The organism is Acinetobacter sp. AS23, from assembly GCF_023612055.1.
GTDB lineage: Bacteria > Pseudomonadota > Gammaproteobacteria > Pseudomonadales > Moraxellaceae > Acinetobacter > Acinetobacter oleivorans.
In genome coordinates this window covers 1039991-1066519 of sequence record NZ_CP082274.1, presented here as the reverse complement: position 1 = coordinate 1066519, position 26529 = coordinate 1039991, and the positions used below count along the sequence as shown (strand labels likewise).

The window sequence follows — 26529 nt, the reverse complement described above, 5'->3', positions numbered from 1 at the left end:
TGATTTAAACATCCAAATAAAAAGCCACAATTTAGTGGCTTTTTATTTGCGATAAGACTTTATTTTTTTGCTGCCTGACCATATTGATCAGCCATCACCTCAACTAAATGTTCAGGTTTAATATACTTTTTAATTACTGCATTTACGTCTGCAACAGTCAGTTTAGTCAAGTTTTGATCATGTCGAATACGGTCTTGTAATGTTTTATCTGTTTCAAGCTGTAGATTTAACATCCCATGAATATTACGTTCATCTTCTAATGCCGTAACGCGTTTCTTCATGATATCTGCTTTAGCAGCTTCAAGCTCTTGCTCAGTCACACCATTTTTCAACAAGTCATTCAACACTTTATGTATTGATGCAGACACTTGTGCTGAGCGACCAGAAGTATAATTTGCACTAATACTTAAGGCCCCTACATTCGTATCACGGTCAAGTTGCAGCCCACTTCCAAAACCATAGACTAGCGCATTTTTCTCACGAAGCTCTTGAGCCAAACGTGATGAAATTTGAGACTCACCTAAAATATAGTTAAGTAAAATTAATGCAGATGCATCTGGATGGTTTTTCCCAACTGGAATTGAAAGCACACTTTGGTAACTACCAAATTCGCGCTGCTCAGATAAAACATGAACTTGCTGAGCTGGAAAATCAACATGATTAATCAAGATTTTTTGATAAGGCTGTTTACCATTCCAACGACCAAATTCCTGATTAAGTAATTTCTGCATTTTTTTCGCATCAAATTTACCTGTAATAGCAATTTGAGCATGGTTCATTGCAAAGAAACGCTCATACAACTCTTTCACTTGCTCTTGAGTTGCGTTTTTCAATTGCTGTTTTGCCAGTTCAGGTTCAAAGTGATAACGCAAATCACCTGGTTGATATTCTTCAAGCAAACGTGAAAGTGTTAAGCCAGCCACGACATCTGGTTCAGTATAAGGACGATCAAGGCTTGATAAACTTTGTGATTTAATTAAATCAAATTGAGATTGCTCAAATTTTGGATTTTTCATCACATCAAGAACAAACTCGAAAAACTCATCAAATTTTTCTGATTTAGACTGAATATTAATGGTCATGCCATTGCCGTCAGCACTTGCATAAGCCGCGCCGCCCGCATCAATCGATTTATCAGCAATATCTTGCAAACTGTATTTATCAGAACCACGAAGCAATAAGTATGAAGTTAAATCAACGACCGTACCTTTATTAAATAAAGATTTTTCTGTTCCGAAGTCCATCGTAATCGTTGCATAAGTACGATCATCACGTGTTTCAACTGGGAATAAAGCGTACTTCATTCCATTTTTCAGTTTTCCACGGATAATCTTTTTCTCATTGCTTTCAACATATTGCTTAGAAGTTTTTAAAAACTCCGCGACTTCTTGTTGATACACCTTTGGATCTTTTAAAGGCTCTGCCTTTGCTTCTACCTGATCTAGAGTTTTAGGTGCGTCTTTTGCATTTTGCTGTTGAGCTTTTTTCTGATCTTCAGGTGTTGGTAAAATATCACCGTCAATGCGATGCTCAGCCACAAGGAATTGTTTTAAAGTTTGATTCACTTGGTCTAACTTAACGTTTTCTACTGAATCTAAATCTTTAAAATATTGATCCCATTGCCCACCAGCAACCGTGTAATCACTTAAACGTGACCCAAGTGCTACCGCATCTTTAGTAATTAAATCGCCTTGAGTTTTCATTAAACTCTTAACACGATTTAATTCAACTTCAGTAAAAGGCTTACCTTTCTCAATACCCGCTAGCAGAGAGCTTTCAACTTTTTTAGGGTCATTACTTGGTGCATAAATGGCACCCAGAAACACCACATTAAAATCTTGGTCTAACCACGTACTTGCATCAACATTTGTGGTAATGCCTGTTTCAACCATGTTCTGATATAAATGACCACTTGGCTGCATGGTATATAACAAAGGCGCTAAAGCGAGAGTCGGCTGAATTTTGGTATTTTTACCATTCATATAGATATGGAATTTAGCGAGATCGCTCCCCTTTTTTACCACAAACTGACGATTTTTTATTTTTGTAGAGTCGAGCACAGGAATCTGTACAGGCTTAGGAACATCACGCGCCGCAATTGGGCTAAAGTATTGATCAATGGTTTTTAAGACATCTGTCTTATCGAACTTACCTGAAATTACCATGACTGCATTATTAGGCGCATACCAGCTACGATAGAACTGATTCAATTCAGGCATTTTAATAGATTTAAGCTCAGGTAAATCGCCAATCGGTAAACGACCTAAATATTGGTTACCATAAGCTGACTTCCACATTTGATCCATCAGGACAGCAAAAGGCTGATCCATACGGACTTCACGTTCGCGTTTTACGATTTCAATTTCAGAAGGAACAAATTTTTCTTGTAGAACTAATTTATCCATACGTTCCGATTCAAGATATAACACTTCATTGAGTGCAGTCTTTTCCGGACGAACAATATTGGTATATTTGGTCGAGTAATAATCGGTGCTGGCGTTCGTCATCAATGTATATTGATCTAGACGACGCTGGAATTCTTCCCCTTTAACATTTTTTGTCCCTTTAAAAGCCAAGTGCTCAAGCAAATGAGCTAAACCGCTTTTACCTTGCGGGTCATTTAATGAACCAGTTAAATAAATGGTATTAATAAAGATTTTATTTTCTTTGTCGTTCGGTGCAAGTACAACCCGAAAACCATTATCTAATTTATATTCCTCAATATTTTGCTTGCTTTTTACTAGTGTGGTTTGTGCAAAAGACGCAGCACTTAAACCAAGAATACATAGGGAGAGAGTCAGTTGTTTAAACTGCATAAACATATAAATACCAATTAATTTGAATAATAAAAAATCAATAGTTGTGGGACTATAGTAGGAAATTTAAGCTGACATTAATAGTAAAGATTTGAAAAAAAAGCCGTTTATTTAAACGGCCTTATATTTTAAAGAAAAATTTCAGCTTGCATATAAAGTTTTCCATAGCCTGAAATTTCAATACGTTCTTCAGACAGGATATTGCAATATAAAACGCCTCCACGGCTAGAAGCCTGATAAGCCAATATATTATTTTTGCCCAGCTTTTCTGCCCATAACGGCGCTATTGCGGTATGAACTGAACCTGTAACAGGATCTTCATCAATGCCCGCAACAGGTGCAAAATAACGCGATACACAGTCATATTGCTGGTCTGCTTTTGAGGTAATTGCAACCTCCATTCCCGCCGTTGTAATCGCAGTCCGTTTACCTAGGGTTTTGAGCAAGCTCATGTCAGGCTGCTCGTCTAATACATCTTGCACTGACTCATATTCTACAATGTAAGCTTGAACATTTTGATAAACCGCTTTAAAAGGTTTGGTTAATGCCTCACGTAAAACCACTGGGTAATCTTCGACTTGATGAGCTTTACGAATTGGAAAATTCATTCTGATTTTACCATCATCATCTTGATGAACGATAAAAAGACCTAAGTTTCGGACATGAAAATTAATGGTCTTTTTATCAGTAAAATCTTTAAATATTACAAAAGCACTAGCAAGAGTGGCATGACCACAAAAATCGGCTTCAATCGTTGGCGTAAACCAACGAATTTCATAATTTTCAGCATCTATGATTTTGACAAAAGCAGTCTCAGATAAGTTATTTTCAAGCGCTATCTTCTGCATTAAATCTGCATCTAGCCACTCTTTTTCAACAATCACAGCCGCAGGATTGCCGCGAAATAACTCTTTTGTAAAAGCATCGACTTGATACATTTTCATGGTAGCGCTCTCTTTTGTAATAGGTCCATTTTCGAAAATTATTTAAAAGAAAAACAGATACAGTTTTTTAAAAATTAACATCACAGGGGCAATTTAAGCATATAAAAAAACGGCTCATCCAAAGTAGATGAGCCGTTTAATACTAAGTCTTAATGATGTTGAGTTAACTCAATTTCATCTTCACTATTTAATATGTCTTTATCAGTCTGCCCCATAAATTGGCTCGTAACTACGCCAGCAGTCATTGAACCATTTACGTTTAATGCCGTACGTCCCATATCAATGAGGGGTTCGATTGAGATCAGCAAGGCAACTAAAGTCACAGGTAAGCCCATAGCAGGAAGAACAATGAGTGCAGCAAAAGTCGCACCTCCACCTACTCCGGCAACCCCAATTGAACTTAAAGTCACAATACCTACTAACGATGCAATCCACATTGGATCTAGCGTGTTAATTCCCATGGTTGGCGCAACCATGACTGCCAACATTGCTGGGTATAAACCCGCACAACCATTTTGACCAATGGTCGCACCAAAAGAAGCAGAAAAACTTGCAATAGATTCAGGAATACCTAAACGGCGAGTCTGCGTCTCAATGCTCAGTGGAATACTGGCAGCACTTGAACGGCTGGTAAATGCGAATGTCAGAACAGGAGCAACTTTTTTGAAGAACTTAACAGGAGAAACACCTGTCAGGGTCAAAATAATGGCATGCACAACAAACATGATGGCTAAACCTAAATAAGATGCCACCAAGAAACCGCCTAGATTTAAGATATCTGCCACATTCGAACTTGCCACAACTTTGGTCATGAGGGCAAAAACACCATACGGTGTAAGGGTCATCACTAAACGAACCAACTTCATTACCCAAGACTGTAAAGTCTGAATTGCAGTCAGAATACGCTGGCCTTTCTCTGCATCATCTTTCATTAGGTTAAGCGCAGCTATACCTAAAAAGACAGCAAAAATAACCACACTAATAATTGAAGTTGGGTTTGCACCAGTTAATTCGGCAAATGGATTACTTGGAATAAAAGAAAGAATAAATTGCGGTACACTTAAATCAGTAACTTTACCTACATAATCTGTATTAATGGCAGTTAAGCGTGCAGTTTCAGCAGCACCTTGCACTAAACCCTTTGCCGTTAAGCCAAATAGGTTAGTAACAAATACCCCTACCAGTGCAGCAATCAGCGTTGTAAAGAGTAAAGTGCCGATCGTATAAAAACTGATTTTGCCTAAAGATGAGGCTTGGTGTAATTTTGCAACTGCTCCCAAAATAGACACAAATACCAAAGGCATAACGACCATTTGTAAAAGTTTTACATAGCCGTTTCCAACGATATTAAACCAGCTAATAGATTCAGCAAGAATCGGATGGCCACCGCCATAAATCAAATGTAGTCCTAAACCAAACACTACACCTAGAACTAAGCCAGCCAGAACTTTTTTCGATAAGCTCCAGTCTGTTTTACGTGTTTGGGCGAGTAAAAATATTAACCCGACAAAAACCACAATATTGATGATTAAGGGTATATTCATTCCCAAACTCCAAATTATTGCTTGTGTCATCTTTCAAGGGGGCATATTTGACCATAGCCGGCCTATATAAACTACCCTTTTCAACAATTTTATAGCATCAAGATGATTACAAACTTGCGTGAGAATATAAAATGACTTTTAAATACATATATATCACTTTTTACTTATAAATTAAGTGAGATATTTATTTATAAAAATCAGCCTCTACTTAAGCAACCTTTAATTCAAATTGCTGCTCAATAAAATGAATAAATTGCTTTAAATTGGTCCCCCATGTTTCTGGTAACTGGGCAACTAAATATGTAGTGAAAAAAGCAGATTCTGTATTTAGTGCAAAAGAATTGACTGAAACTTTATCTGCAACTTTTGTGAGATATGATTTCGGTAATAAAGCAAAACCAACACCCAACTCTACACAGCTCACGATTCCATCAAGACTTCCCATTTCCATAATTTGTGAAGGCGGAATACTAAAGTCATTCAAGAAAAGCTCTATCGCATGTCGATATGAACAACCTTGTCGAAATGCAATAAATCTGGTCTTTGCAAGGGTTGCCTTATCTGGAAAACTCTGTTGTTGCTTAGGGCAAACCAAAACCAGCTCTTCATGCCACACAGGAAAACTATATAACTCAGGAATCGAATGTTTAGATGCCACAAAAGCACAGTCCAATTCCCCCTGATGTACCGCATTTAATAAATAACGGGTCGGATGAGTTTGAAGCTCAATAGGCAAAGTAGGATATTGCTGCATAGATTGATTGAGCAACTGTGGCAAACGTATTGCTGCGGTTGTTTCCATGCTGCCTAAACGAATGGTTTCATTCGGGTCAATATCACCTTCTTGAAAGATCTTTTTAGCTTTGTCATGCAATGCAATCATTTGAACAGCGTAACTATGTAGCTGTTGTCCTGCATTCGTTAAAGTCACAGGATTATTACGATTGAATAAAATAACCCCTAACTCTTCTTCAAGTTTTTTTATATGGCTCGTGATATTCGATTGAACCGTATACATTTTTTGTGCAGCCAATGAAAAACTTCCACTCTCTGCAACCGCTAAAAAAAACTCTAAAGACTTAAGTAACATCTCACTATCTCAAAACAAGATAACCACTATCATATTAAATCATTTTTAATGATTGATAAACTCGTTTTTAATAATAAAAAATTGAGCGTCTTCTCATGTCTACGTTTTATCGAATGAGCTTAATTGTCTTTTTGGCAACTTGTTTGGGAATTGGTGTTTTTAGGTTTTCCTATACTGCGCTTATGCCCATCATGATCGAGCAGTACCACTGGACCCATGATTTTGCCAGTTACTTAGGCAGCGCAAATTTATTGGGTTATCTCATAGGTGCCTTATTAGCGCTATTGAGTATTAAAGAAAAGTACGTCCCATCCATGATCGTACTTTCGACTATAGCTGGCAGCCTCAGCCTACTATGCTGTTCATTCATGGATATGCCTTTGGTGTGGTTCATTTTCTGGCGCACAATTTCAGGTATTGCTGGCGGCTTACTTATGATTTTGGCACCTAGCTTTGCAATGAAATACATTCCCACCACGCAAAGATTAAAAGTTAATTTTTTAGGATTTAGCGGAATTGGTGTGGGGGTTTTATCTGGCACCATTATTATTCCCCTACTTAAAAATATGCCCGTGCATTATGTTTGGGATATTTTTGCAGGTATTTCTTTATTAGGAAGCTTAACTCTTTATCGCTTATTAAGTGGTAATACGGCCCAGATGATTAAACCGCAATCGACAACTCTAGCAACCTCACAAAAATCACGTTTAGGCCTTGTCATTATTATTGCCTATATGTGTAGTGCCTTTGCCTATATTCCACATTCTTTGTTTTGGATGGATTATTTATCTGGAACTCTGCATTTTCCATTGCAGCAAAGAAATTTATTTTGGGTTCTCTATGGATTAGGAAGCTGCATTGGTGCATTTGTCGCTTATTGCTTAAGCCGAATAGTGGGATATATACAGGCCATTAAATGGCTCTATGGCATTTACTGCCTAGCCGTTGTTTTACCTTTCCTTTCACAGACCACTTCTTTACTCGCCTTGTCTTCACTTTTGACAGGCTTACTGACTCCCGCAACCGTATTTATTAGTTCTTATAGTCTGCTACAGATTTATGAGCAACGTTATCAAAAGCTTTGGAGCCTTGCCACTATTGGGTTTGCTAGCACTCAGCTTTTAGGTGGGGTTGTCATTAGTACTTTGCATCATTTGCATTGGTCTTATGCCCATCTCTTTCTTTTGGGTGGAATCGTTCTTCTTTTTGCGGTTTGCCTTTTATTTCCTGTACGCCCTTCTTTCACCTCAACTCTCGGAGAAACCAAATCGTGAAAACTCTGCTCTTTCCTTTATTTCTAGTTGCTTTCGTTCTTGTTATTCAAGCCCTAGACCAGAGTTATCAAAAGAAAACTGGTTTTATTAAGACTCCGAAACATCCTGAATTTATGCAATAAAGAAAGCCCTCAACAGAGGGCTTTCTTATGCAAAATTTATTTAATCTTCCATATGTTTGATAATCGCATCACCAAATTCAGAACAACGTAATAAGGTTGCACCCGGCATTAGGCGTTCAAAATCGTAAGTTACGGTTTTAGCTGCAATCGCTCCAGCAATTCCTTTAATGATCAGGTCTGCAGCTTCTGTCCAGCCCATATCACGTAGCATCATTTCCGCAGAAAGAATAATAGAACCCGGGTTTACTTTATCCTGACCTGCATATTTAGGCGCAGTGCCATGAGTTGCTTCATAAACTGCAATTGCACCACCAATATTTGCACCAGGTGCAATACCAATACCGCCTACTTCTGCTGCCAAAGCATCAGAAATATAATCACCATTTAAATTTAGAGTAGCAATAACGGAATAATCTGCTGGACGCATAAGGATCTGTTGTAAAAACGCATCTGCAATCACATCTTTAATAATGATGTCTTTACCAGTTCTAGGATTTTTAATTTTAACCCATGGACCGCCATCAATTAGTTCTCCACCGAAGCGATCTAGAGCCAATTCATAACCCCATTCTTTAAATGCCCCTTCGGTATATTTCATGATATTACCCTTGTGAACTAGCGTCACAGAAGGCTTATCATTTTCGATTGCGAACTGAATGGCTTTACGCACTAAACGCTGTGAACCTTCTTTCGATACAGGTTTAATTCCAATCCCACATCCTTCAGGGAAACGGATTTTTGTGACACCCATTTCTTCTTGAAGAAACCTAATCACTTTTTTAGCTTCTTCAGAATCAGCTTTCCATTCAATACCTGCGTAAATATCTTCCGAGTTCTCACGGAAAATCACCATATCTGTTAATTCTGGGTGCTGAACAGGTGAAGGAACGCCTTCAAACCAACGTACTGGACGTACGCAAACATATAAATCCAATTCTTGGCGTAAGGCAACGTTGAGTGAACGAATACCACCACCCACTGGAGTCGTTAACGGACCTTTGATTGATACAACGAATTCTCGAAGTGCTTCGAACGTTTCTTCTGGCATGTAGTCGCCATAAATTTTATTGGCTTTTTCACCACAATACACTTCCATCCATTCGATTGAGCGCTTGCCACCGTAAGCTTTTAAAATAGCAGCATCTACAACTGTTTTCATGGTTGGCGTAATATCCACACCAATACCATCACCTTCAATGAAAGGAATAATTGGATGGTTTGGTACGTTCAGTGACAGGTCTGCATTTACTTTAATTTTGTCGCCGTCAGCAGGAACTACGATCTTCTGATAACCCATTGTGTAAATTCTCCCTTTTATAATACTTAATTAACTAAAAATAATTATCGATAAACAATACTTTCAACTTTTATTAACGCATAATAGCTTAATCGAATTTAATTCTTTTTGAGATTTATGTGGGAAATAAGCAAATTTCACACTTAAATATAGCTCAATGTTTTCTCTAGTTATTTGAAAGAAGAAGCCATTTTTTATGAAAATTGTCATTCTCAACAAGCCTTATGACGTTCTCTCCCAGTTTCGTAAAGACGAAGCGCATATGACCGTCTCGGACTTTGTTGATGACCCGACTTTGCGCTTGGCAGGCCGTCTTGACATGGACTCTGAGGGTTTAGTCTTTTTAACCGATCATGGTGGTCTTAACCAGTTCATTACCAATCCTGCAAATAAAAAATACAAAACGTATTTAGTTCAAGTTGATGGCGATGTAACTGAAGAAGCGCTTGAGCAGCTTCGTAAAGGTATAGAACTTAATGATGGTATGACGCTTCCGGCTACTGCCATTAAAGTAAGTGAACCTGAGTGGTTATGGGAACGCAATCCACCTGTACGTTATCGTGCCAACATTCCAACATCTTGGATTGAAATCTCTATTTGTGAAGGTCGTAACCGTCAAGTTCGTCGTATGACTTCTGCGGTAGGTTTTCCAACTTTACGTTTAATCCGTACTAAAATTGGTTCAATTGATTTAGTTCAACTCGGTTTAAGACCTGGTGATGTGAAAGAAATTGAGCCTTTGCTTTATCCTGACTTTAAAGATGTTCCTGCGGAAGAGCCTTATCGTTCACGTTCATATGTGAAAAAACCAGGTGGTACTGGTGGCAAACCGATGGTTCGTAAAAACAAAGATGGTTCTGCGAAAAAGTCTGGTACAAAACGCATCTGGCAAATGGATGAAAGTGAAAAGCCACGTCGTAAGACCAATGGTACAACTCGTCCAAATACAAAAGCACCACGTGGTCGTGGACGTAATAGTCGTTAAGATCTAAATTTTCAAAGCTCACTTCGGTGGGCTTTTTTAATGCCATTTATTTTTAAAATAAAAAAGCCGGTGTTTATACACCGGCTTTTGAGCTATTCACTAACGAGTTAGTAATTAAGCACCAACAGTTGCAAGAGCTGCATTAAATGTAGCACTTGGACGCATTACAGCATCTACTTTTGCTTTATCAATTGCATAGTAACCACCGATGTCAGCTGGTTTACCTTGTACTTGGGCAAGTTCAGCAACAATCTTAGGTTCTTCTTCAGCTAAAGTTTTTGCAAGTGAAGCAAATTTAGCTTTTAACTCAGCATCTTCATTCTGTGCAGCAAGTGCTTCTGCCCAGTAAAGTGATAAGTAGAAATGGCTACCACGGTTGTCAATCTCACCTGTACGACGTGATGGAGACTTACCATTATCAAGTAACTTGTCAGTCGCTTCATCAAGAGTCTTCGCAAGTAACTTAGCACGAGCATTATTTTCTTTAATGCCCATTTCTTCTAAAGAAGCAGCTAGAGCAAGGAACTCACCAAGCGAATCCCAACGTAAGTGGTTTTCTTCAACAAGCTGTTGTACGTGTTTTGGCGCTGAACCACCCGCACCAGTCTCGTACATACCACCACCCGCCATAAGCGGAACGATAGATAACATTTTCGCAGAAGTACCAAGTTCCATAATTGGGAACAAGTCAGTTAAGTAGTCACGTAAGATGTTACCAGTCACAGAAATAGTATCTAGACCACGTACTACACGCTCAAGTGTGTAACGCATTGCACGAACTTGAGACATAATCTGGATATCAAGGCCAGTCGTGTCATGATCTTTTAAATACGTTTGTACTTTCTTGATTAATTCATTTTCGTGTGGACGGTACGGGTCAAGCCAGAAGATCGCAGGCATGCCTGAGTTACGTGCACGAGTTACTGCAAGTTTTACCCAGTCACGAATCGGAGCGTCTTTAACCTGACACATACGCCAGATATCGCCTTCTTCAACATTTTGAGTCAATAACACTTCACCAGTGTCAAGATCGGTAATGTTTGCAATACCAGCTTCAGAAATTTCAAAAGTCTTGTCGTGAGAACCGTATTCTTCAGCTTTTTGAGCCATCAAGCCAACGTTCGGTACAGTACCCATAGTCTTCGGATCGAAGTTACCATGCCACTTACAGAAGTTGATCATTTCTTGGTAAATACGGGCAAATGTTGATTCTGGCATAACAGCTTTAGCATCATATTGCTTACCATCAGCACCCCACATTTTACCACCAGCACGGATCATTGCTGGCATAGAAGCATCAACGATGATGTCGTTTGGTGAATGGAAGTTAGTGATGCCTTTTGCTGAGTCAACCATTGCAAGTGCAGGACGGTGTTCTTGACAAGCATGTAAGTCTTCAATGATTTCTTCACGTAATGAAGTAGGAAGAGTTTCGATTTTCTCGTATAACCCAGCCATACCGTTATTAACGTTAATGCCTAATTCGTCAAATAACTTACCGTGTTTTTCGAAAGCTTCTTTGTAGTAAATTTTCACACAGTGACCGAAAACGATCGGGTGTGAAACTTTCATCATTGTCGCTTTTACGTGTAGAGAGAATAAAATTCCCGCTTCTTTACAATCATCAAGTTCTTTTTCATAGAAATCACAAAGTGCTTTCTTGCTCATGAACATTGAGTCAATGATTTCGCCTTCTTGAAGCGCAACTTTTGGCTTAAGAACAATGCTCTTACCACTGGTCGTGATAAGTTCCATTTTCACATTACGTGCGCGATCAAGTGTCATTGATTTTTCACCATGGTAGAAGTCACCTTCTTCCATATGTGAAACATGAGTTTGTGACCACTGTTTCCACTCGCTCATTGAATGAGGGTGTTTTTTCGCATAGTTTTTAACTGCTGCTGGAGCACGGCGGTCAGAGTTACCTTCACGAAGGACAGGGTTTACTGCTGAACCAAGGCACTTACCATAACGAGCTTTGATTGATTTTTCTTCTTCGGTTGCAGGATTTTCCGGATAATCAGGAATTGCATAACCTTTTGATTGAAGCTCTTTGATACATGCAGTTAATTGCGCAACAGACGCACTAATGTTCGGGAGTTTGATAATGTTAGTATCTGGATCTTGTGTAAGACGACCAAGCTCTGCAAGGTTGTCGGATACCTTTTGCTCTTCACTTAGGTAATCAGCGAATTCTGCGAGCACACGTGCAGCTACAGAGATGTCACTTTTAATAATCTCGATGCCAGCTGGCTTAGTAAAGGTCTCAATGATCGGCAGTAGCGAATAGGTCGCCAATAGTGGCGCCTCGTCAGTCAGTGTGTAAATAATAGTTGACTTTTCACCAGCCATATATAGCCCCTTCCGTTTGATTGAGTGTTGAGGACCGAGCTTTTGGCCCAGTGCCTACGAACCGATATGCTTAAATAAAACCCTGAGAGTATCGGCTCTCATTGCCTTCCAGTCAACGAAATATCCAGTGATAACGACATTTCGTAGCGAAATAATACATAATTCAAATATATAGATAATTTTCTGATATCTAAGTCATTGTAATACGCACATTCAGATCACTTTTCAGGCATTAAACATCATTAAATTACATGAGATATCTTTCAGTGTTCTGACAATTATTATACTTTTCATTCAAAATAAACTCAAAGGCAAAACGGATTTCGCCATCTGGAAGTACTTAAAAGTAAAAACCGATGTGCAAAACATCGGTTTTTTATAAACTATTTAGCTTTAATCTAAGCTTTTAACCATTTTTCAGTTTTAGCTTGATCTTCAACGATAAGTTCAACTTCAGTTAAATCAGATGTAGCGCAATCGACTTCAAAAGAGATTAACTCATCACGACGGAAAGCAAAGACAGTATAAGTTCCGCCCTGCTTTGCATACTTCTCAATAAGCTTAGTGGATGCTTTTAAACCATCAATTGCAATAATCACATCATTGGCAGAAATACCTGCTTTCGCTGCTGCACTATCACGGCGGGCACTTTGCACAAGCACACCTTCTGGCTTATCGACAAGTTTTAAGCCTAATGGCAAAGATTTGTCGGTTTTAACTCTATAGCTTAAGCCAAACTCAGGAAACAATTGATCAAGCGGTAATTCATCAGTCGTGTTAATCAGATGATTAATCTGTTCAATCCAATTATCACCCGTCAGTTCTTTACATAAATCAAAAATGGTTCTTTCGTTTACTTGCATACCATTTTGAGTATTTTCATATAATCGACGCATTAAAGCATCAAGACTAGAACCACGTAGACGTAAACCTAAATCTAGGCACAACGCAACTAAAGCACCCTTATTGTAGTAACTCGTACCCGCGTTATTCGAGTTTTCATCTTGACGATAAAATTTAATCCACGCATCAAAACTTGATTCGGCCACTGTTTGAACAAAACGGCCTGGATTTTGTAAATAGCGATCAATTTGCGCTTTAAGTAAATCAAGATAAGACTTCTGAGAAATTACGCCACTACGCAATAAAATCAGGTCGTCATAATATGAAGTAAAACCTTCAAATATCCAAAGTAAAGTGGTGTAACCTTCTTGATGCAAATTATAGTTTGCAAAGTTTTCTGGGCGAATAAACTTTACTAACCATGAATGAAAATATTCGTGACTACATAAGCCTAAAAAGCGTTGATAATCTTTAGAAGGTTCAGCTGGTTCATTTGATTTTGGCAAATCGTCACGCGGTGTAATCAAACTTGTGCTATTGCAATGTTCTAATCCGCCATAACTATTCCCTGTTGCCATCGTCATAAAGGTATAGTTTTTAAAGGGCGCTGAACCGAACATATTTATTTCGGCTGCACAAATCTTTTCAATGTCGGTTTTTAAGCGATCAACATTGGCATTATGTGGGCCAGAAATTACAAACTCATGTTCAATATCATGTGTTTCAAAACTAAAGCGTGTTTGATCAGCCAATTCAAACGGGCTATCAATCAATTGATCATAATGATCGGCTTTTAAAGTAAAGCGGCCTTTGACTAGACTTTTCGAAGCTAAGCCCGTTGCTAACTGAAAATGTTTTAACTCATCGGGTAAGAAAACTTCGACTTCACAAGCAGACTGCTCTTGGCCTTCTAAAGCTAAACATACGCATGCTGGATTAATATATAAGCGGGTCTGATCGACATATGCACCACGTACAGACAAATCATATGCATAAACATCATATTCAATCGTCATTAACTCATGATCGGTATTAAATAAACGCCAACGATTCTTGCTCGTTTTTTTAATATCCAGCAGACGTCCAGCTTCATCATAAGCTTTAACGGCTTCAATATGTTTTGAGAACTCTCGAATTAGATAACTACCTGGAATCCACGTTGGCAGCCAAAGTTCCTGATTCGGATTGGCTAAAAAACGAATTGTCACGTGAACAAGGTGTTGTTTGTAATCATCGAACTCAATTTGATAATGCAACATAAATTCTTCAATTTAAAAATAAGAACGGCTTCGTATTAGATTATCACTTTTTTGTATCGTCTTGCGTACATGTATTTTTTGGCAACAATTTCCACTAGCCTTCCATTAAAAAAAGGCATAGCATGCTGTGCATCTGTGTCCCGTATTTGCCAGTAAAAGTTAAGGTCATCCGTGAAATTTTTTCTATCTCTTTTTACCCTATTCAGTCTTTTCTGCACCACCCTAACCAATGCTGCGCTACTCAATATTGCACCTGAAAGTGTTGAAGCCGCCGCATGGACTATTGTAGATACTCAATCGGGTCAAATCATTGCCGAGCATAATAGCCACGTGCAACGTGCGCCAGCATCTTTAACCAAAATGATGGTTGCCTATATTGCTTTAAAAGAGATTAAAGCCGGAAAGCTGAAAAAAGAAGAAATCATTACTGCAACACCAGTAGTTGGTGTCGTGCAGTGGGACGAATCACAAATGTATCTTAAAGCTGGTGAACAAATTTCTGTTGATCAGTTATTGGCAGGTTTAATTGTTATGTCTGCGAATGATGCAGCCGTGACCTTAGCTGAAAAAATTTCTGGTGATGTTCCTCATTTTGTACAACGTATGAATCAGGAAGCTCAAGCTCTGGGTATGAAAGATACCCATTTTAGTAACCCTCCTGGAATTACGATGCCGGATCATTACACTACGGCACATGATTTAAGCTTATTAGGTCAGGCCGTAATTAAAGAAACGCCTGAATATTTGCATTATTCAAAAATGCCAAGCTTTAGCTTCAATCAACGTTTTCACCATGCGACTAACCTTGCTTTGAAATATGATCCATCTGTTGATGGTCTAAAAACTGGTTACACTAAAGCAGCGGGTTATAATTTGGCATTAACAGCTTCACGTCCTTCATTTTCATCAGACTTAGCTCAAAGACGTTTATTGGTCATCGTTTTAGGTACACCGAGTGCGGTAAAACGTGCTGAGATTGCAGATAAATTAATGAATCTTGCTTATACCTATACACGTGATGAAGTCATTATTCCTGAGCAAAAATTAATTGCCGAGCTGCCTGTTGTAAAGTCGACTTTAAAGATGTTTAAGGTAGCGACAAAGCAGCCTACGATTGTCACGACTTCTTTATATGCTGACCCAGCACCAATTGACTTAAATAATTTTGATAATATCACTCAGCGCGTTCAAGTACTTGATAGTAACCTTCAGCCAAAGGTTATTGCTCCGCTCGAAACGACTCAAACACGTGTAAACATTGAGTTAAATGAAAAACAATTAACTGCGCCGTTAATGAAAGTAATGAGCTTAGCAACAGTATCGATTTATCAAAATAATCAACTGATCCGTAGTCTTCAAATCGAAGATAACGTACATATTGAAGAAGCTAATATTTTCCAAAAAATCGCAATGTGGTTTTCTAGCCTCTTCTCTATTTTTTCATCAAGTGAACATAGTGCTGCAAAACTCTACCCTGTAGATTCGCACTAAAAACATCAAATTGTGCACAGACGCACAATAAATTTTATAAATAAAAGATGGCATAATTTAGCCATCTTTTTTTATAGAAAAATAATTAGGTGAAAAAAATGGCCCAAAATTTACATCATATTGTAATTGTTGGTGGTGGTGCTGGTGGCTTAGAACTGGCAACACAACTCGGTGAAACTTTTGGGAAAAATCGTAAAGCAAAGATTACATTGGTTGACCAAAACCTCACTCATATTTGGAAACCTTTGCTTCACGAAATCGCTGCTGGTTCTTTAAATCCGCATGAAGAACAAACTAACTATTTCGCACACTCAGAAAAACATCATTATGAATTTGTGCTAGGAACATTAGTTGGGGTCAATAAAGATAAAAAATTAATTGAACTAATGCCCCCTCAAGTGTCTAAGGATCAACAGAATCATCCGCAAGAGCTAAGTTATGACACACTTATTTTAGCGCTTGGCTCAGTATCAAATGACTTTAATACCACGGGTGTACGTGAAAACTGTCATTTCCTCGACAGCAGAAAACAAGCCGATGTTTTCCAGCAAGATTTATTACATCTTTATATTGAAGCTCAAAATCAACCTAATCAGCGAACTTTAAATATTGGAATCGTTGGTGCGGGAGCAACAGGGGTAGAGCTTGCAGCCGAGTTAATTGAAACAACCAAAAACTTTTATCGATATGGTTTAAAGAAGATTCACCCCAACCAAGTCAAAATTACACTCATTGAAGCCTCTGAGCGCATTTTACCTGCTCTGACGGATAAAACTGCTGAACACAGTGCCGAGCAACTCAGAAAAATGGGCGTTGAAATTTTAACTCAACACCGCGTTGAAAAAATTGATAAGCATTGCATCTACTTTAGCAATGGCAACCAACTCAAAAGTGATATTACCGTTTGGGCAGCAGGCGTAAAAGCACCTAAGGTACTAGAAAGCTTTACAGATTTTAAACGCGACAATATTAACCGTTTAATGGTCTATGCAACGTTGCAAACCTATTCTGATCCAAATGTATTTGCGTTTGGTGATTGTGCTCATTGCCAGCTTGATGCACGAAACCCTCCTCTTGGACCACGTGCTCAAGTTGCCAGCCAACAAGCAAGCTTTTTAGTTGATGCTATGGCTGCCAGACTTAATGGCCGTTCACAACCAATGTTCACTTTTAACGACAAAGGTTCCCTCGTGTCTTTAAGTCGTCATAAAGCCGTTGGAGAATTACTTGGCGATGTAAGTGTGCAAGGTTATATTGCAAAAACCATGTACGTATCTTTGTATCGTTTACATCAAGCAACGATTCATGGATACACTCAAGCTGGACTACTCACAATGAAAGATTTACTTACAAGACGTGTACGTCCAAAAATTAAGCTGTATTAAGTTGAATTTTTTAAGTTCGTCCCTATTTATATAAAAACGCATTAGAAAAAGTGCCAAAGATTAAGATTTTGTAGTCTACAAAATTTATTTTTCACTTTATGATGTACGCTTTAATTGATTGAATGGATCAAAAACATGACTGCTATTGCAAATAACCACGTGGTTTCATTCCACTACAAATTAACAAACGCTGAGGGTGAAACACTTGATCAATCTCAAGGCGAACCACTTGCCTATTTGCACGGTGCAGGCAATATCATTCCTGGTCTTGAAAATGCATTAGAAGGTAAAACTGTTGGTGACAAATTTACTGTTAATGTACCAGCAGCTGAAGGTTATGGCGAATACAACCCAGACCTAGTACAAGAAGTTCCAGCTCAAATGTTCCAAGGTGTTGAAAACATTCAACCTGGTATGCAATTCCAAGCTCAAACAGATGACGGCGTTCAGATCGTAACTGTTAAAGCTGTTGAAGGCGACAACGTTGTTGTAGATGCTAACTTCCCACTTGCTGGTCAAGATTTAACTTTTGAAGTTGAAATCGTAGAAATCCGTGAAGCTTCTGAAGAAGAATTAGATCACGGTCACGTACACGGTGCAGGTGGTCACCACCACTAATTCATCTTTAGATGAAGATAAGAGCAAAGCTTCGGCTTTGCTTTTTTTATGTATTTATTTTTATATAATATCTTGATAATAAACCTCTAACTCACTCAACTTTATAAGGGTATCTTTCATGTCAAACGTAAATCAGCTGATTTGGTTTCGTCAGGATTTGAGAGTTCGAGACCATGCTGCTTTATGGCATGCTTGCCAGCAAGGACCTTCAATTGGGTTAGTTATTTTGTCGCCTGAACAATGGAAAATACATCAAGATGCACCTATAAAAATTAATTTCTATTTACATCAGCTTCAACAACTTAAAAAAGAATTAGAACAGCTTAATATTCCACTGATCATTCAAGTCATTCCCTACTGGAAAGATATTGCAGATTATATTTGCCAACTTACACATCAACTTCATATCGAAAATGTTTACTCAAATATAGAAGTAGGCGTGAATGAGTTAAAAAGAGATAAAACTGTACAGCAGGCTTTAAATCAAAAAGGTAAAGAACTCTTTTTGTTTCATGACCGTACGATTTTTCCTTTACGTTCTATTCGCAACCAGTCACAGCAACCATATCAAGTTTTCGGCGCATTTAAAAAAGCATGTTATTCAAAACTAGATATCAGCGGTTTGCCTCAGTGCTATCCAATTCCTGAAAAGCAAAAAGCTAATCCAGAGTCTGATTCAAATATAAAAAGTTTAAGTCTAGAAGATATCGAAGCTTTTTTTGACTCATCTATTCCTAAAGACCAACAAAACTTGTGGCCCACTGGAGAAGATTTTGCTCTGGAGCAGCTCGACGTATTTATTGAAAATCATTTATCTGATTATAAATTAGAACGTGACTTTCCAAATGTAAAAGGAACTAGCCAACTATCTCCCTATTTAAATCTTGGAATTTTGTCTATTCGTCAATGTTTACAAGCTCTTTTCCGAGCTGAACATGGCAACTTCCATCTTGCAAACGAAGGTCAGCAGACTTGGTTAGATGAACTGCTTTGGCGAGAGTTTTATCAGCATATTTTATTTGATTTTCCACATGTTTCTAAACACATTCCGTTTAAAAAAGATACTCAGAAAATTAAATGGAATCATAATCCAGCGCACCTAACCGCATGGCAAACTGGCCAAACAGGTATACCAATTATTGATGCAGGCATGCGTCAACTACAAAAAACAGGATGGATGCATAATCGAGTCCGCATGATTACCGCTATGTTTTTATGTAAAAACCTACTCATCGATTGGCGAATAGGTGAACAATGGTTTATGGAACACCTAATCGATGGAGATTTAGCAGCGAATAATGGTGGTTGGCAATGGTGTGCATCAACTGGAACTGATGCTGTACCCTATTTCCGAATTTTTAACCCTATTGCTCAGTCTAAGAAATTTGATCCAAACGGAGACTATATTCGTCAATGGGTGGATGAATTAGCTCATCTAGACAATAAAGTGATTCATGAACCCTACTCAAGTAAAACTCCGCTTCAGTTGAATTATCCAAAGCCAATTGTTGATTTGAAAGAAACTCGTATGAAAGCAATTGAAACATACAAGAGTATTTAGATAAGAATTACGTCTTATCTGTTTATTTTTGATTAAAAAATAATAACAATATTTGACTAAATGGTGACTTTGATCTACAAATAAACATAATAGATACTTAAAAAGGCCATAAACAACAATAACTTCGCAATGTCTCACGTTTAGTAATAAAAGTATAAAAAAATTAACATTACAAGAAGGTAGCCATAGCTCACATGCAACAGCAACAGAAAAACCCTGGAAGAACACTCGTCTTATGGATTATCGCAGCTCATCTATTTATGGGGATGGTGGCATACGAGTGGCTGCCTGTAAGTTTTAGAGGAAGCTGGATTTTTATTCTTATTCTTTTAATTTCTGGTGCTTTTTTAGAAGTCGGCGCATCTTTAATTGTGGGTTTAATCGCTTTTATAGGTGTTGCAGTATATTTTCTACTCGACCTAGGCGCACAAACACATATTGAACGTCAGCTCCTTTTACTTTTTATTATCCCTCTCATTCCTCTTTTTCTTAGTGCTGTACGCCACAATATTGAAATTAACGTCCAAAAATATCGTGATATACAAAGTTATGATCGAAATTATCGTCGTGATATTTTCCCGCTTAGTGCACTTAAGTATTTTCAACGTAGTTTCTTTAAACTTCTTGATCATCACCACATACAAGATTATGAAGTCTTTGAAATCAGGATTCTCAACCGAAGCTTAATTAAAGAAATGTTAGGCGATGATGTATGGAAAACCACTCAAAATGAAATGATTAAAATTTTGAGCCAGCATCACCCGCAAGAAATTGTTTTCCAGTTTGCTGATGATGATCTAGAAACGATATACAGTATTGTTATTCGTAAACAAAAAACAGAAGAAGAACCTGAATTTATTAAAAAGCTAAGAGAAATTATGACTTTGCGGCTTGAAGTCGAATATAAAGTTATTCAGATTCCACCTGAAGAGGAGATTACTTAATGTCTAATCTTCTTAATATTTGTGGAATTATTATCGCCTCTAGTCAATATCCAGATGGCACTTTGCAGCAGTTCTATCGTCAATATTATCATTGCGAGATTAAATCTGAACAAACCAAAACTGAAGTTCAGAGCATGAATGACCTTTCCATGTTTTTCCCATCACAGGACACATGGTGGCCTATTTTTACAATTGACCAAATCAGTTCAGACAGTTTTCAAGGACTTATTCATAAAGGAATAAAGCCAGGCATCATATTACCGGATGAAGTTTTTAGCTTTTCTCACTATTTCTTATTAAAAGAAGCGGTGAGCCAAGGTGCTATTCCGATTGTACTTTTTAAATCTGAACAACCTCAATATTTTGCGGCCAAAGCTACATTTTCAACTGCAATTGGTTTACGGCCTATGGCTGCTTTTGTTTCAACAGGTTGGGATGAAAACTTAATTTCCCAGACCGCTGGCAGCTATATTGTTCAGTTTAACCCAAAGGAACTTCCGCTACCCTCCAGAGAGATTAAACAAAAGCAGCACTTATTTTATTCAGCCAAAAATTTTAATGGTCATGTTTCAGGTTATGAAATTATTATTAATCCTCCTGCTGATCTACCGACCACAAATATTCGATATCCTCAACTCGGCATTTCATGGAAATTTAATAATATTAAATACATAAGCACCCCAGAACATGTAAACACTAGTTTTATTGGGTATATTTTTATTGGTTTAAGCACAGTCGTAGTTCCACTCGATCTTATTTTAACCACAACCTATCCTGACCTACTTGGTACTTTCGGCAGCTATATTTCTTGGATCTCCTTGGTCGTCGGGGTGATTTTATTGTTATTGCTGATCTCATCTATCATTAGGAGGGTTAAATCAAATGGCTCCCATTGATATTCTCTTCCTATTTGGTTTTTTAGGCATCTGGATTCCTCAAGCATTTTGGGCATGGCTAAGTTATCAGGCTTGGAAATACTCAAAAACAGCAGAAAAAGAATTGCAGAACTTACCCGTACCCGATAGATGGCCCGTTTTGAGTGTTTTGATTCCTGCCTATAATGAAGGCGTAGTCATTGAAGATACTTTACATGCAATCGCGCAACAGGATTATCCAGCCGAAGCATATGAAGTTTTGCTGATTAATGATGGTTCTAAAGATAACACCCTAGAAATCGCCGAAAATCTAGCGCAGATTTATCCTTGCATAAAAATTGTCAACGTTCCTAAAGGGATGGGAGGCAAAGGTAAATCTAGGACACTAAATAATGGTCTACCTCATGCCAAAGGTGAACTCATTGTTGTTTATGACGCAGATAGTACACCTGAACCCGACTGCGTAAGGTTATTAGCTCAAACACTACTTGCAGATAAAAAATTAGTGGCTGTAAATGGCAAAGTAAGAACCCGTAATTGGCAAGATAGTATTCTGACTCGATTTATTGCCATTGAATTCATCTTTTTCCAATGGATTTTCCAAGGTGGGCGTTGGCAACGTTTTGAGCTATCGACATTAATGGGTACCAACTATGTCATTTGGCGTGATGCTTTAGAAACCTTGGGTGGTTTTGATGAGAAGTCATTGGTCGATGACACTGAAATGAGCTTCCGAATTTTTATCGGTCAAAAACGAATTAAATGGGTTCCCTACGCAATTGGTTGGCAACAAGATCCGCCATCATTAAGTGTGTTTGTTAAGCAGCGCTCACGTTGGACTCAGGGTAATTTTTATGTGACTCGTAAATATTTACCCGTAGCGTTAAGAACCCCATTTCCTATTGGAATTGAAATTCTAAATAACATTATGTGCTACATACTTTTCGTACCTGCTTTATTCTGGAGTCATATTACCTTGACGCTTGGGTTACTAGGTATCGCAGGCATTTCAGTTCCAGGCCCCTTTACATTACTGTGGGGCCTCTCGTTTTGCCTATATGTCGCACAAATGTGGTTTACCCTTTCACTCGAAAAAGTTAAACCAGAACTCTATTTTTACTCTGTTTTATCTTATGTAAGTTACTCACAAATATTTCTATTTATTGTTTTTAAAGCCGCATATGACATGCTTAAAAATAAAATACAGGGCAACTCCCTTCAATGGTACAAAACGGAACGTAGCAAGGAGAAAAAATAAATGAAAAAGACTTTTGATCTCTACAAAACAGCTCAAGTGCTCCTTGCCAGCACCAGTCTTATGCTCGCCATGTCTGCTCATGCGTACATATGGAAACTCGACGATATTAGTACTTCAACTAAATATACGGTCGAGCCTCATTTTTTCTATATTGGAAAAGGTGCCCAGTGGCAAAACATTCAATTTTCAAGTGATTATTCCACTGAAAGTGATACAACTTTACTCGTAAAATATGATGATAAACTCATTTATAACACTACGCTGAGTGGTGATGGTCAATTCAAATTTGATATCCCAGCAAGTCAGAGTGGCTTTCATCGTTTAGATTTTATTATTCAACAGTATGCTAAACCGACTACGCTGAATCAAACAAAAGAAACATTCTGTACAGAAGATATTGATCACTTAACTTATTTAAGCAATTCCCAACTCGACTTTACGCCTATCCGTAATATATACCGTTTAAAAGACTTACCAGATGCTTTAGCTAATCCACAAGCTAGACGGCCTACTCCATTTGTTGGTATTTTAAAATATAACCGTAAAGAGATTATAGAAGCTTCTATGCTCGCTAGATTAGCAAGTTCATGGACTTCAATCACACCAATTGAATGGGTTGATTCAGGACAAACTAATTTAAATGATGAAACAAATTTCATTATTGAAGTGATTCACTCAGCTACGCCACTCAAAGGGGGAGCATTCGTACAAATTGCAAAACCAGCAGATGGAGTAGCTACTCTTTCAATTACTTATCACACACCACAAGAACTCACTGCTGCCATAAATGGACTAATCAACCCCTCGTATGTAGAGCAACTTGATACAGGAAGTGCAATTTTCCCCACAACGATCTCCACTCCAACTTGGGCACAATTTAAAAAAATCAATACACTTGCAGACTTAGGCATTGAGGACTTCAGATTAAATCACGCTGAAAAGAACTTATTCCTTGATTTCCCAGCAGTATGGCAACCAACCGATATCTTGCAAGGGCAAATTGCACTACGTATTCAAAGTGGTTTATTGCAAGGTTCAAATATTACGGCTTGGATTGATGGCGGACTCGCAGGCAGCATGAAAACAGCCGACCTTGCTTCCGATCCCGTCAACCGACAATTCAACATTTTTGCCAAAGCTATTTCTAATACGACCAATTTTAATTTAAAGCTAGAAAACTCAGTCATTGCTAATTCACAGTGTTTACCCACTGCACATGGTTCGCTCTGGATTGATACAGCTAAATCTACTCTAAAGCTACCTCATAAACTAAAAAATGGTGTAGCCGCAATTTCAATGACTTTAGCAACGACTCCGACAATTGCAATTGATGATCAATCTGGTGCGTTAAATATCGCGATTGTATTAGGCCAAACTGCGAAAAAAATGCTTTTAACACAAGGACCAATGCCACTTAACCTAGTCCGGTATTCGCCAAATGCACCACAAGCAATAAATGTTCGTGTGAATAAAGATATTTATCAACAACAGGTATTAATGCATCAAGATATTATTTATGCGCCTGCTGCCCAAAATGGTTTCATTGTCAGTTATAACAATAACCGCTTTGATGTGATTACCGACTCACAAGGCGGTGCACAAGCTTTCATGCACCTTTGGGAAAAAATACAACATAAAATTCCAAATAACGTGACAAAAATGCTCGTTTCAGAAAATGGAAATATTTATGTTTTACAAAAACTTATTGTCGGAAATCAAAAAGCACCTTTAGTTCAACAATCTTCTTTCTTCTTATTAGTTGTGATTATCTCTGCAATCATGATAATAATTATCTTCTTGTGGTACTGGTTAAGACGAAATAATGAAAAAACAGATACCAATTAAAATAGCTGCTTTTATTATTTTAATTATTTGTAGTGTTATCGCTTATGCGGGGTTGTTCAAACATCAAGGACAAGCCCCACATATTGAAGGAATTTTCTGGCAGCCCGACAATAACACGACTCCACCAGAGGGAAACTGGCACTATTTAGGTGTTGATACATTTGTTCCCCAATGGTCTGTTGTTGAGTCTAAATCATGGTGGAAAGAATCAAATTTTCCTCAATGGGAAAAAGCAATTAATTTAGAAAAAATTAAACAAGAGCCTTGGGCTAAAAATCTAATATTGGGTTTAGCCGGCGAATATAATGAACCTAAAGCTCGGGCAAATGTCACTGAGTTAGGGGAAAAATCTGCTGAAATTATAAAAGAGCAAAAAACTGCACCTAAAGGTTATTATTTCCCAGTGGAAGCAGATCCGACTTGGTTAAGAGTAAGTGCTTTAGGTCAGGTTTTAACTAAACTTCCAGTACCAGTTTGGGTGAGTATTTATAGTGGTGAAACCGAACCCGAACATTACGATTTATGGGTTAAAAGCTGGTTACCAGAACATAACGGCGTTTTCTTCCAAGACGGAGTTGGCGTAGGTGTACGTTCTCCTCAGCAAGCTAAACATATTTTAGATCAACTTGAACAAAAGCTTGGAAAAGATAAAGTAATTATAGTACTCGAAGCCTTTAGAGTTAAAAAGAATGGGCAATTTAGAGCCGCATATCCTTGGGAAATTATTTCTCAGCTAAAAGCATATGAAGGAAAAACTGTCTATATTTTTGATGGTCCTCATTACATGAGCCGCTGGTGCGTCAATATAGTGAGCTTGTGGTATCGCCTCACTTATGGTGGTGTTAATAAAGCCATAAGTGAGAAGAAATTCTTAACTCATCATTATGCCAATTCATAAGATTTAGCAATTTGATCTAGAATACGTTGAGCTGCTTGCCCGTCACCAAATGGGTTTTCTACATGTGCCATTTTTTCATAGTGCTGTCGGTCGGTGAGTAACTTTTCAGCTTCTTCAATAATTTTTTGTTGATTCGTTCCCACCAAAACGCCTGCTCCCACTTCAACAACTTCAGGTCGTTCTGTGGTATCTCGTAAGATTAAAACTGGCTTATTAAATGATGGACTCTCTTCTTGTAAACCACCTGAGTCCGTCAAAATAAAAGTAGATCGGTCTATGACTGCCAATAAACTAGGATAGTCTAATGGTTTAACTAGATGGATTTGCGGATGGTCTTTAAACTTATCATGAACCACATCATGTACTGCTGGGTTTAAATGGACTGGCCAAATAAAATGTAAATCAGGATGGTCATGGGCTAAGTGCTCAACGGCATTACAAATATTTTGAATTCCCCCGCCAAAGTTTTCACGACGATGCGCAGTAATAAGCACAACTTTATCATCTTGCTTTAATTGAATTCCATAAGGTTCAAGCTGGTTCTTCAAATCAGATTTTTCAGAAATTAATTTACGTCCTAAATACACTGCATCAACAACTGTATTACCTGTAACTGTAATGAGTTCTAATGGAATTTGCTCATTGAGTAAATTTCTTTTTGATTGTTCTGTCGGAGCAAAATGCCATTTGGTAATACGTGACACTAACTGACGATTTCCCTCTTCTGGAAAAGGATGATCCAAATCATAAGAACGTAAACCAGCTTCGACATGTGCCACAGGAACTTTCATTGAAAACGCGACTAAGCCAGCTGCTAAAACAGTTGTTGTATCTCCTTGAATAACAATTGCATCTCTTTTTTGCCCATCAGTGTATACATTCTCGATTTGGCTCAAACCGTGTATGAGTAGCTGATTTAAACTTTGTCCCGCATTCATAATTTTAAGACGATGGTCAATTTCAACCCCAAAGAAATCTATCGCATCTCTTACTAATTCATCGTGTTGTCCAGTAAAAATCACCTCAACTTGAAAACGAGGATCTTGCTTTGCCAATAAAATAACAGGGGCAAGTTTGATTAATTCAGGACGAGTTCCAAATACAATAGATATAAAAATTTTCTTCATT

The 26529-nt window shown here is 38.0% G+C and carries 20 protein-coding genes; 12 read left to right on the top strand and 8 right to left on the bottom strand.

Annotated features, from left to right (window positions below; all coding sequences use genetic code 11):
• Nucleotides 1–59: 59 nt before the first annotated feature.
• The 4 genes from K6I41_RS04970 to K6I41_RS04955 form a co-directional block, all read right to left on the bottom strand.
• Entirely contained in the window at nt 60–2822 is a 2763-nt protein-coding gene (locus K6I41_RS04970; protein WP_005307361.1) for a M16 family metallopeptidase, read from the bottom strand.
• Between the two features lie 122 nt (nt 2823–2944).
• On the bottom strand, nt 2945–3760 hold the full coding sequence (locus tag K6I41_RS04965; protein ID WP_250375313.1) for a PhzF family phenazine biosynthesis protein: 816 nt from the start codon (nt 3758–3760) through the stop codon (nt 2945–2947).
• A gap of 149 nt (nt 3761–3909) precedes the next feature.
• Nucleotides 3910–5304: an L-cystine transporter gene (locus K6I41_RS04960; RefSeq protein ID WP_005307367.1), complete on the bottom strand. Its 1395-nt coding sequence runs from the start codon at nt 5302–5304 to the stop codon at nt 3910–3912.
• 208 nt (nt 5305–5512) lie between these two features.
• A complete protein-coding gene (locus K6I41_RS04955) occupies nt 5513–6394 on the bottom strand; it encodes a LysR family transcriptional regulator (RefSeq protein WP_151826790.1) in 882 nt (293 codons plus the stop codon).
• 95 nt (nt 6395–6489) lie between these two features.
• Here K6I41_RS04955 and K6I41_RS04950 point away from each other — a divergent pair, with 95 nt between their 5' ends.
• Together K6I41_RS04950 and K6I41_RS04945 are read left to right on the top strand one after the other, a co-directional pair.
• Nucleotides 6490–7668 carry a YbfB/YjiJ family MFS transporter gene (locus K6I41_RS04950; RefSeq protein WP_250375312.1) on the top strand — a complete coding sequence of 393 codons (1179 nt, stop codon included), beginning with the start codon at nt 6490–6492 and terminating at the stop codon, nt 7666–7668.
• Nucleotides 7665–7790: a hypothetical protein gene (locus tag K6I41_RS04945; RefSeq protein ID WP_013197121.1), complete on the top strand. Its 126-nt coding sequence runs from the start codon at nt 7665–7667 to the stop codon at nt 7788–7790. The genes K6I41_RS04950 and K6I41_RS04945 overlap by 4 nt, the downstream gene beginning before the upstream one ends.
• A 40-nt stretch (nt 7791–7830) precedes the next feature.
• Here the strand turns inward: K6I41_RS04945 and icd are convergent, their stop codons facing one another.
• Nucleotides 7831–9087, bottom strand: coding sequence for an NADP-dependent isocitrate dehydrogenase (icd, locus tag K6I41_RS04940; protein ID WP_250375311.1), 1257 nt, complete (start codon nt 9085–9087; stop codon nt 7831–7833).
• A 196-nt stretch (nt 9088–9283) separates the two neighbouring features.
• On the opposite strand from icd, the gene K6I41_RS04935 reads away from it, so the two are divergent.
• Entirely contained in the window at nt 9284–10072 is a 789-nt protein-coding gene (locus K6I41_RS04935) for an rRNA large subunit pseudouridine synthase E (RefSeq protein WP_250375310.1), read from the top strand.
• 114 nt (nt 10073–10186) lie between these two features.
• Here K6I41_RS04935 and K6I41_RS04930 read toward each other — a convergent pair whose 3' ends face one another.
• Together K6I41_RS04930 and K6I41_RS04925 are read right to left on the bottom strand one after the other, a co-directional pair.
• Nucleotides 10187–12424, bottom strand: coding sequence for an NADP-dependent isocitrate dehydrogenase (locus K6I41_RS04930; protein ID WP_005307379.1), 2238 nt, complete (start codon nt 12422–12424; stop codon nt 10187–10189).
• Nucleotides 12425–12822: 398 nt separating this feature from the next.
• Nucleotides 12823–14526 carry a M61 family metallopeptidase gene (locus tag K6I41_RS04925; RefSeq protein ID WP_250375309.1) on the bottom strand — a complete coding sequence of 568 codons (1704 nt, stop codon included), beginning with the start codon at nt 14524–14526 and terminating at the stop codon, nt 12823–12825.
• Between the two features lie 171 nt (nt 14527–14697).
• Between K6I41_RS04925 and K6I41_RS04920 the strand changes: the two genes are divergently transcribed.
• The 9 genes from K6I41_RS04920 (at nt 14698) to K6I41_RS04880 (ending at nt 25401) form a co-directional block, all read left to right on the top strand.
• On the top strand, nt 14698–16017 hold the full coding sequence (locus K6I41_RS04920; protein WP_151826788.1) for a D-alanyl-D-alanine carboxypeptidase PBP6B: 1320 nt from the start codon (nt 14698–14700) through the stop codon (nt 16015–16017).
• Between the two features lie 98 nt (nt 16018–16115).
• Nucleotides 16116–17402 (top strand): NAD(P)/FAD-dependent oxidoreductase, encoded by a 1287-nt coding sequence (locus K6I41_RS04915; protein WP_250375308.1) that lies wholly within the window; start codon nt 16116–16118, stop codon nt 17400–17402.
• A 135-nt stretch (nt 17403–17537) separates the two neighbouring features.
• Nucleotides 17538–18020, top strand: a complete 483-nt coding sequence (gene slyD / locus K6I41_RS04910; protein ID WP_005307390.1) for a peptidylprolyl isomerase — start codon at nt 17538–17540, stop codon at nt 18018–18020.
• A gap of 118 nt (nt 18021–18138) precedes the next feature.
• A complete protein-coding gene (locus K6I41_RS04905; RefSeq protein ID WP_250375307.1) occupies nt 18139–19581 on the top strand; it encodes a cryptochrome/photolyase family protein in 1443 nt (480 codons plus the stop codon).
• Between the two features lie 194 nt (nt 19582–19775).
• Nucleotides 19776–20525, top strand: coding sequence for a hypothetical protein (locus tag K6I41_RS04900; protein WP_250375306.1), 750 nt, complete (start codon nt 19776–19778; stop codon nt 20523–20525).
• Nucleotides 20525–21421 carry a hypothetical protein gene (locus K6I41_RS04895; protein ID WP_151826785.1) on the top strand — a complete coding sequence of 299 codons (897 nt, stop codon included), beginning with the start codon at nt 20525–20527 and terminating at the stop codon, nt 21419–21421. Before K6I41_RS04900 ends, K6I41_RS04895 begins: the two co-directional genes overlap by 1 nt.
• Nucleotides 21408–22658 (top strand): glycosyltransferase family 2 protein, encoded by a 1251-nt coding sequence (locus K6I41_RS04890; protein WP_005307402.1) that lies wholly within the window; start codon nt 21408–21410, stop codon nt 22656–22658. The genes K6I41_RS04895 and K6I41_RS04890 overlap by 14 nt, the downstream gene beginning before the upstream one ends.
• Nucleotides 22659–24503, top strand: a complete 1845-nt coding sequence (locus K6I41_RS04885) for a hypothetical protein (protein WP_250375305.1) — start codon at nt 22659–22661, stop codon at nt 24501–24503.
• Nucleotides 24481–25401 carry an alpha-amylase family protein gene (locus K6I41_RS04880; RefSeq protein ID WP_005307408.1) on the top strand — a complete coding sequence of 307 codons (921 nt, stop codon included), beginning with the start codon at nt 24481–24483 and terminating at the stop codon, nt 25399–25401. Before K6I41_RS04885 ends, K6I41_RS04880 begins: the two co-directional genes overlap by 23 nt.
• Here the strand turns inward: K6I41_RS04880 and wecB are convergent.
• A complete protein-coding gene (gene wecB / locus K6I41_RS04875) occupies nt 25386–26528 on the bottom strand; it encodes a non-hydrolyzing UDP-N-acetylglucosamine 2-epimerase (RefSeq protein ID WP_005307411.1) in 1143 nt (380 codons plus the stop codon). The genes K6I41_RS04880 and wecB overlap by 16 nt on opposite strands.
• Nucleotide 26529: the final 1 nt, after the last annotated feature.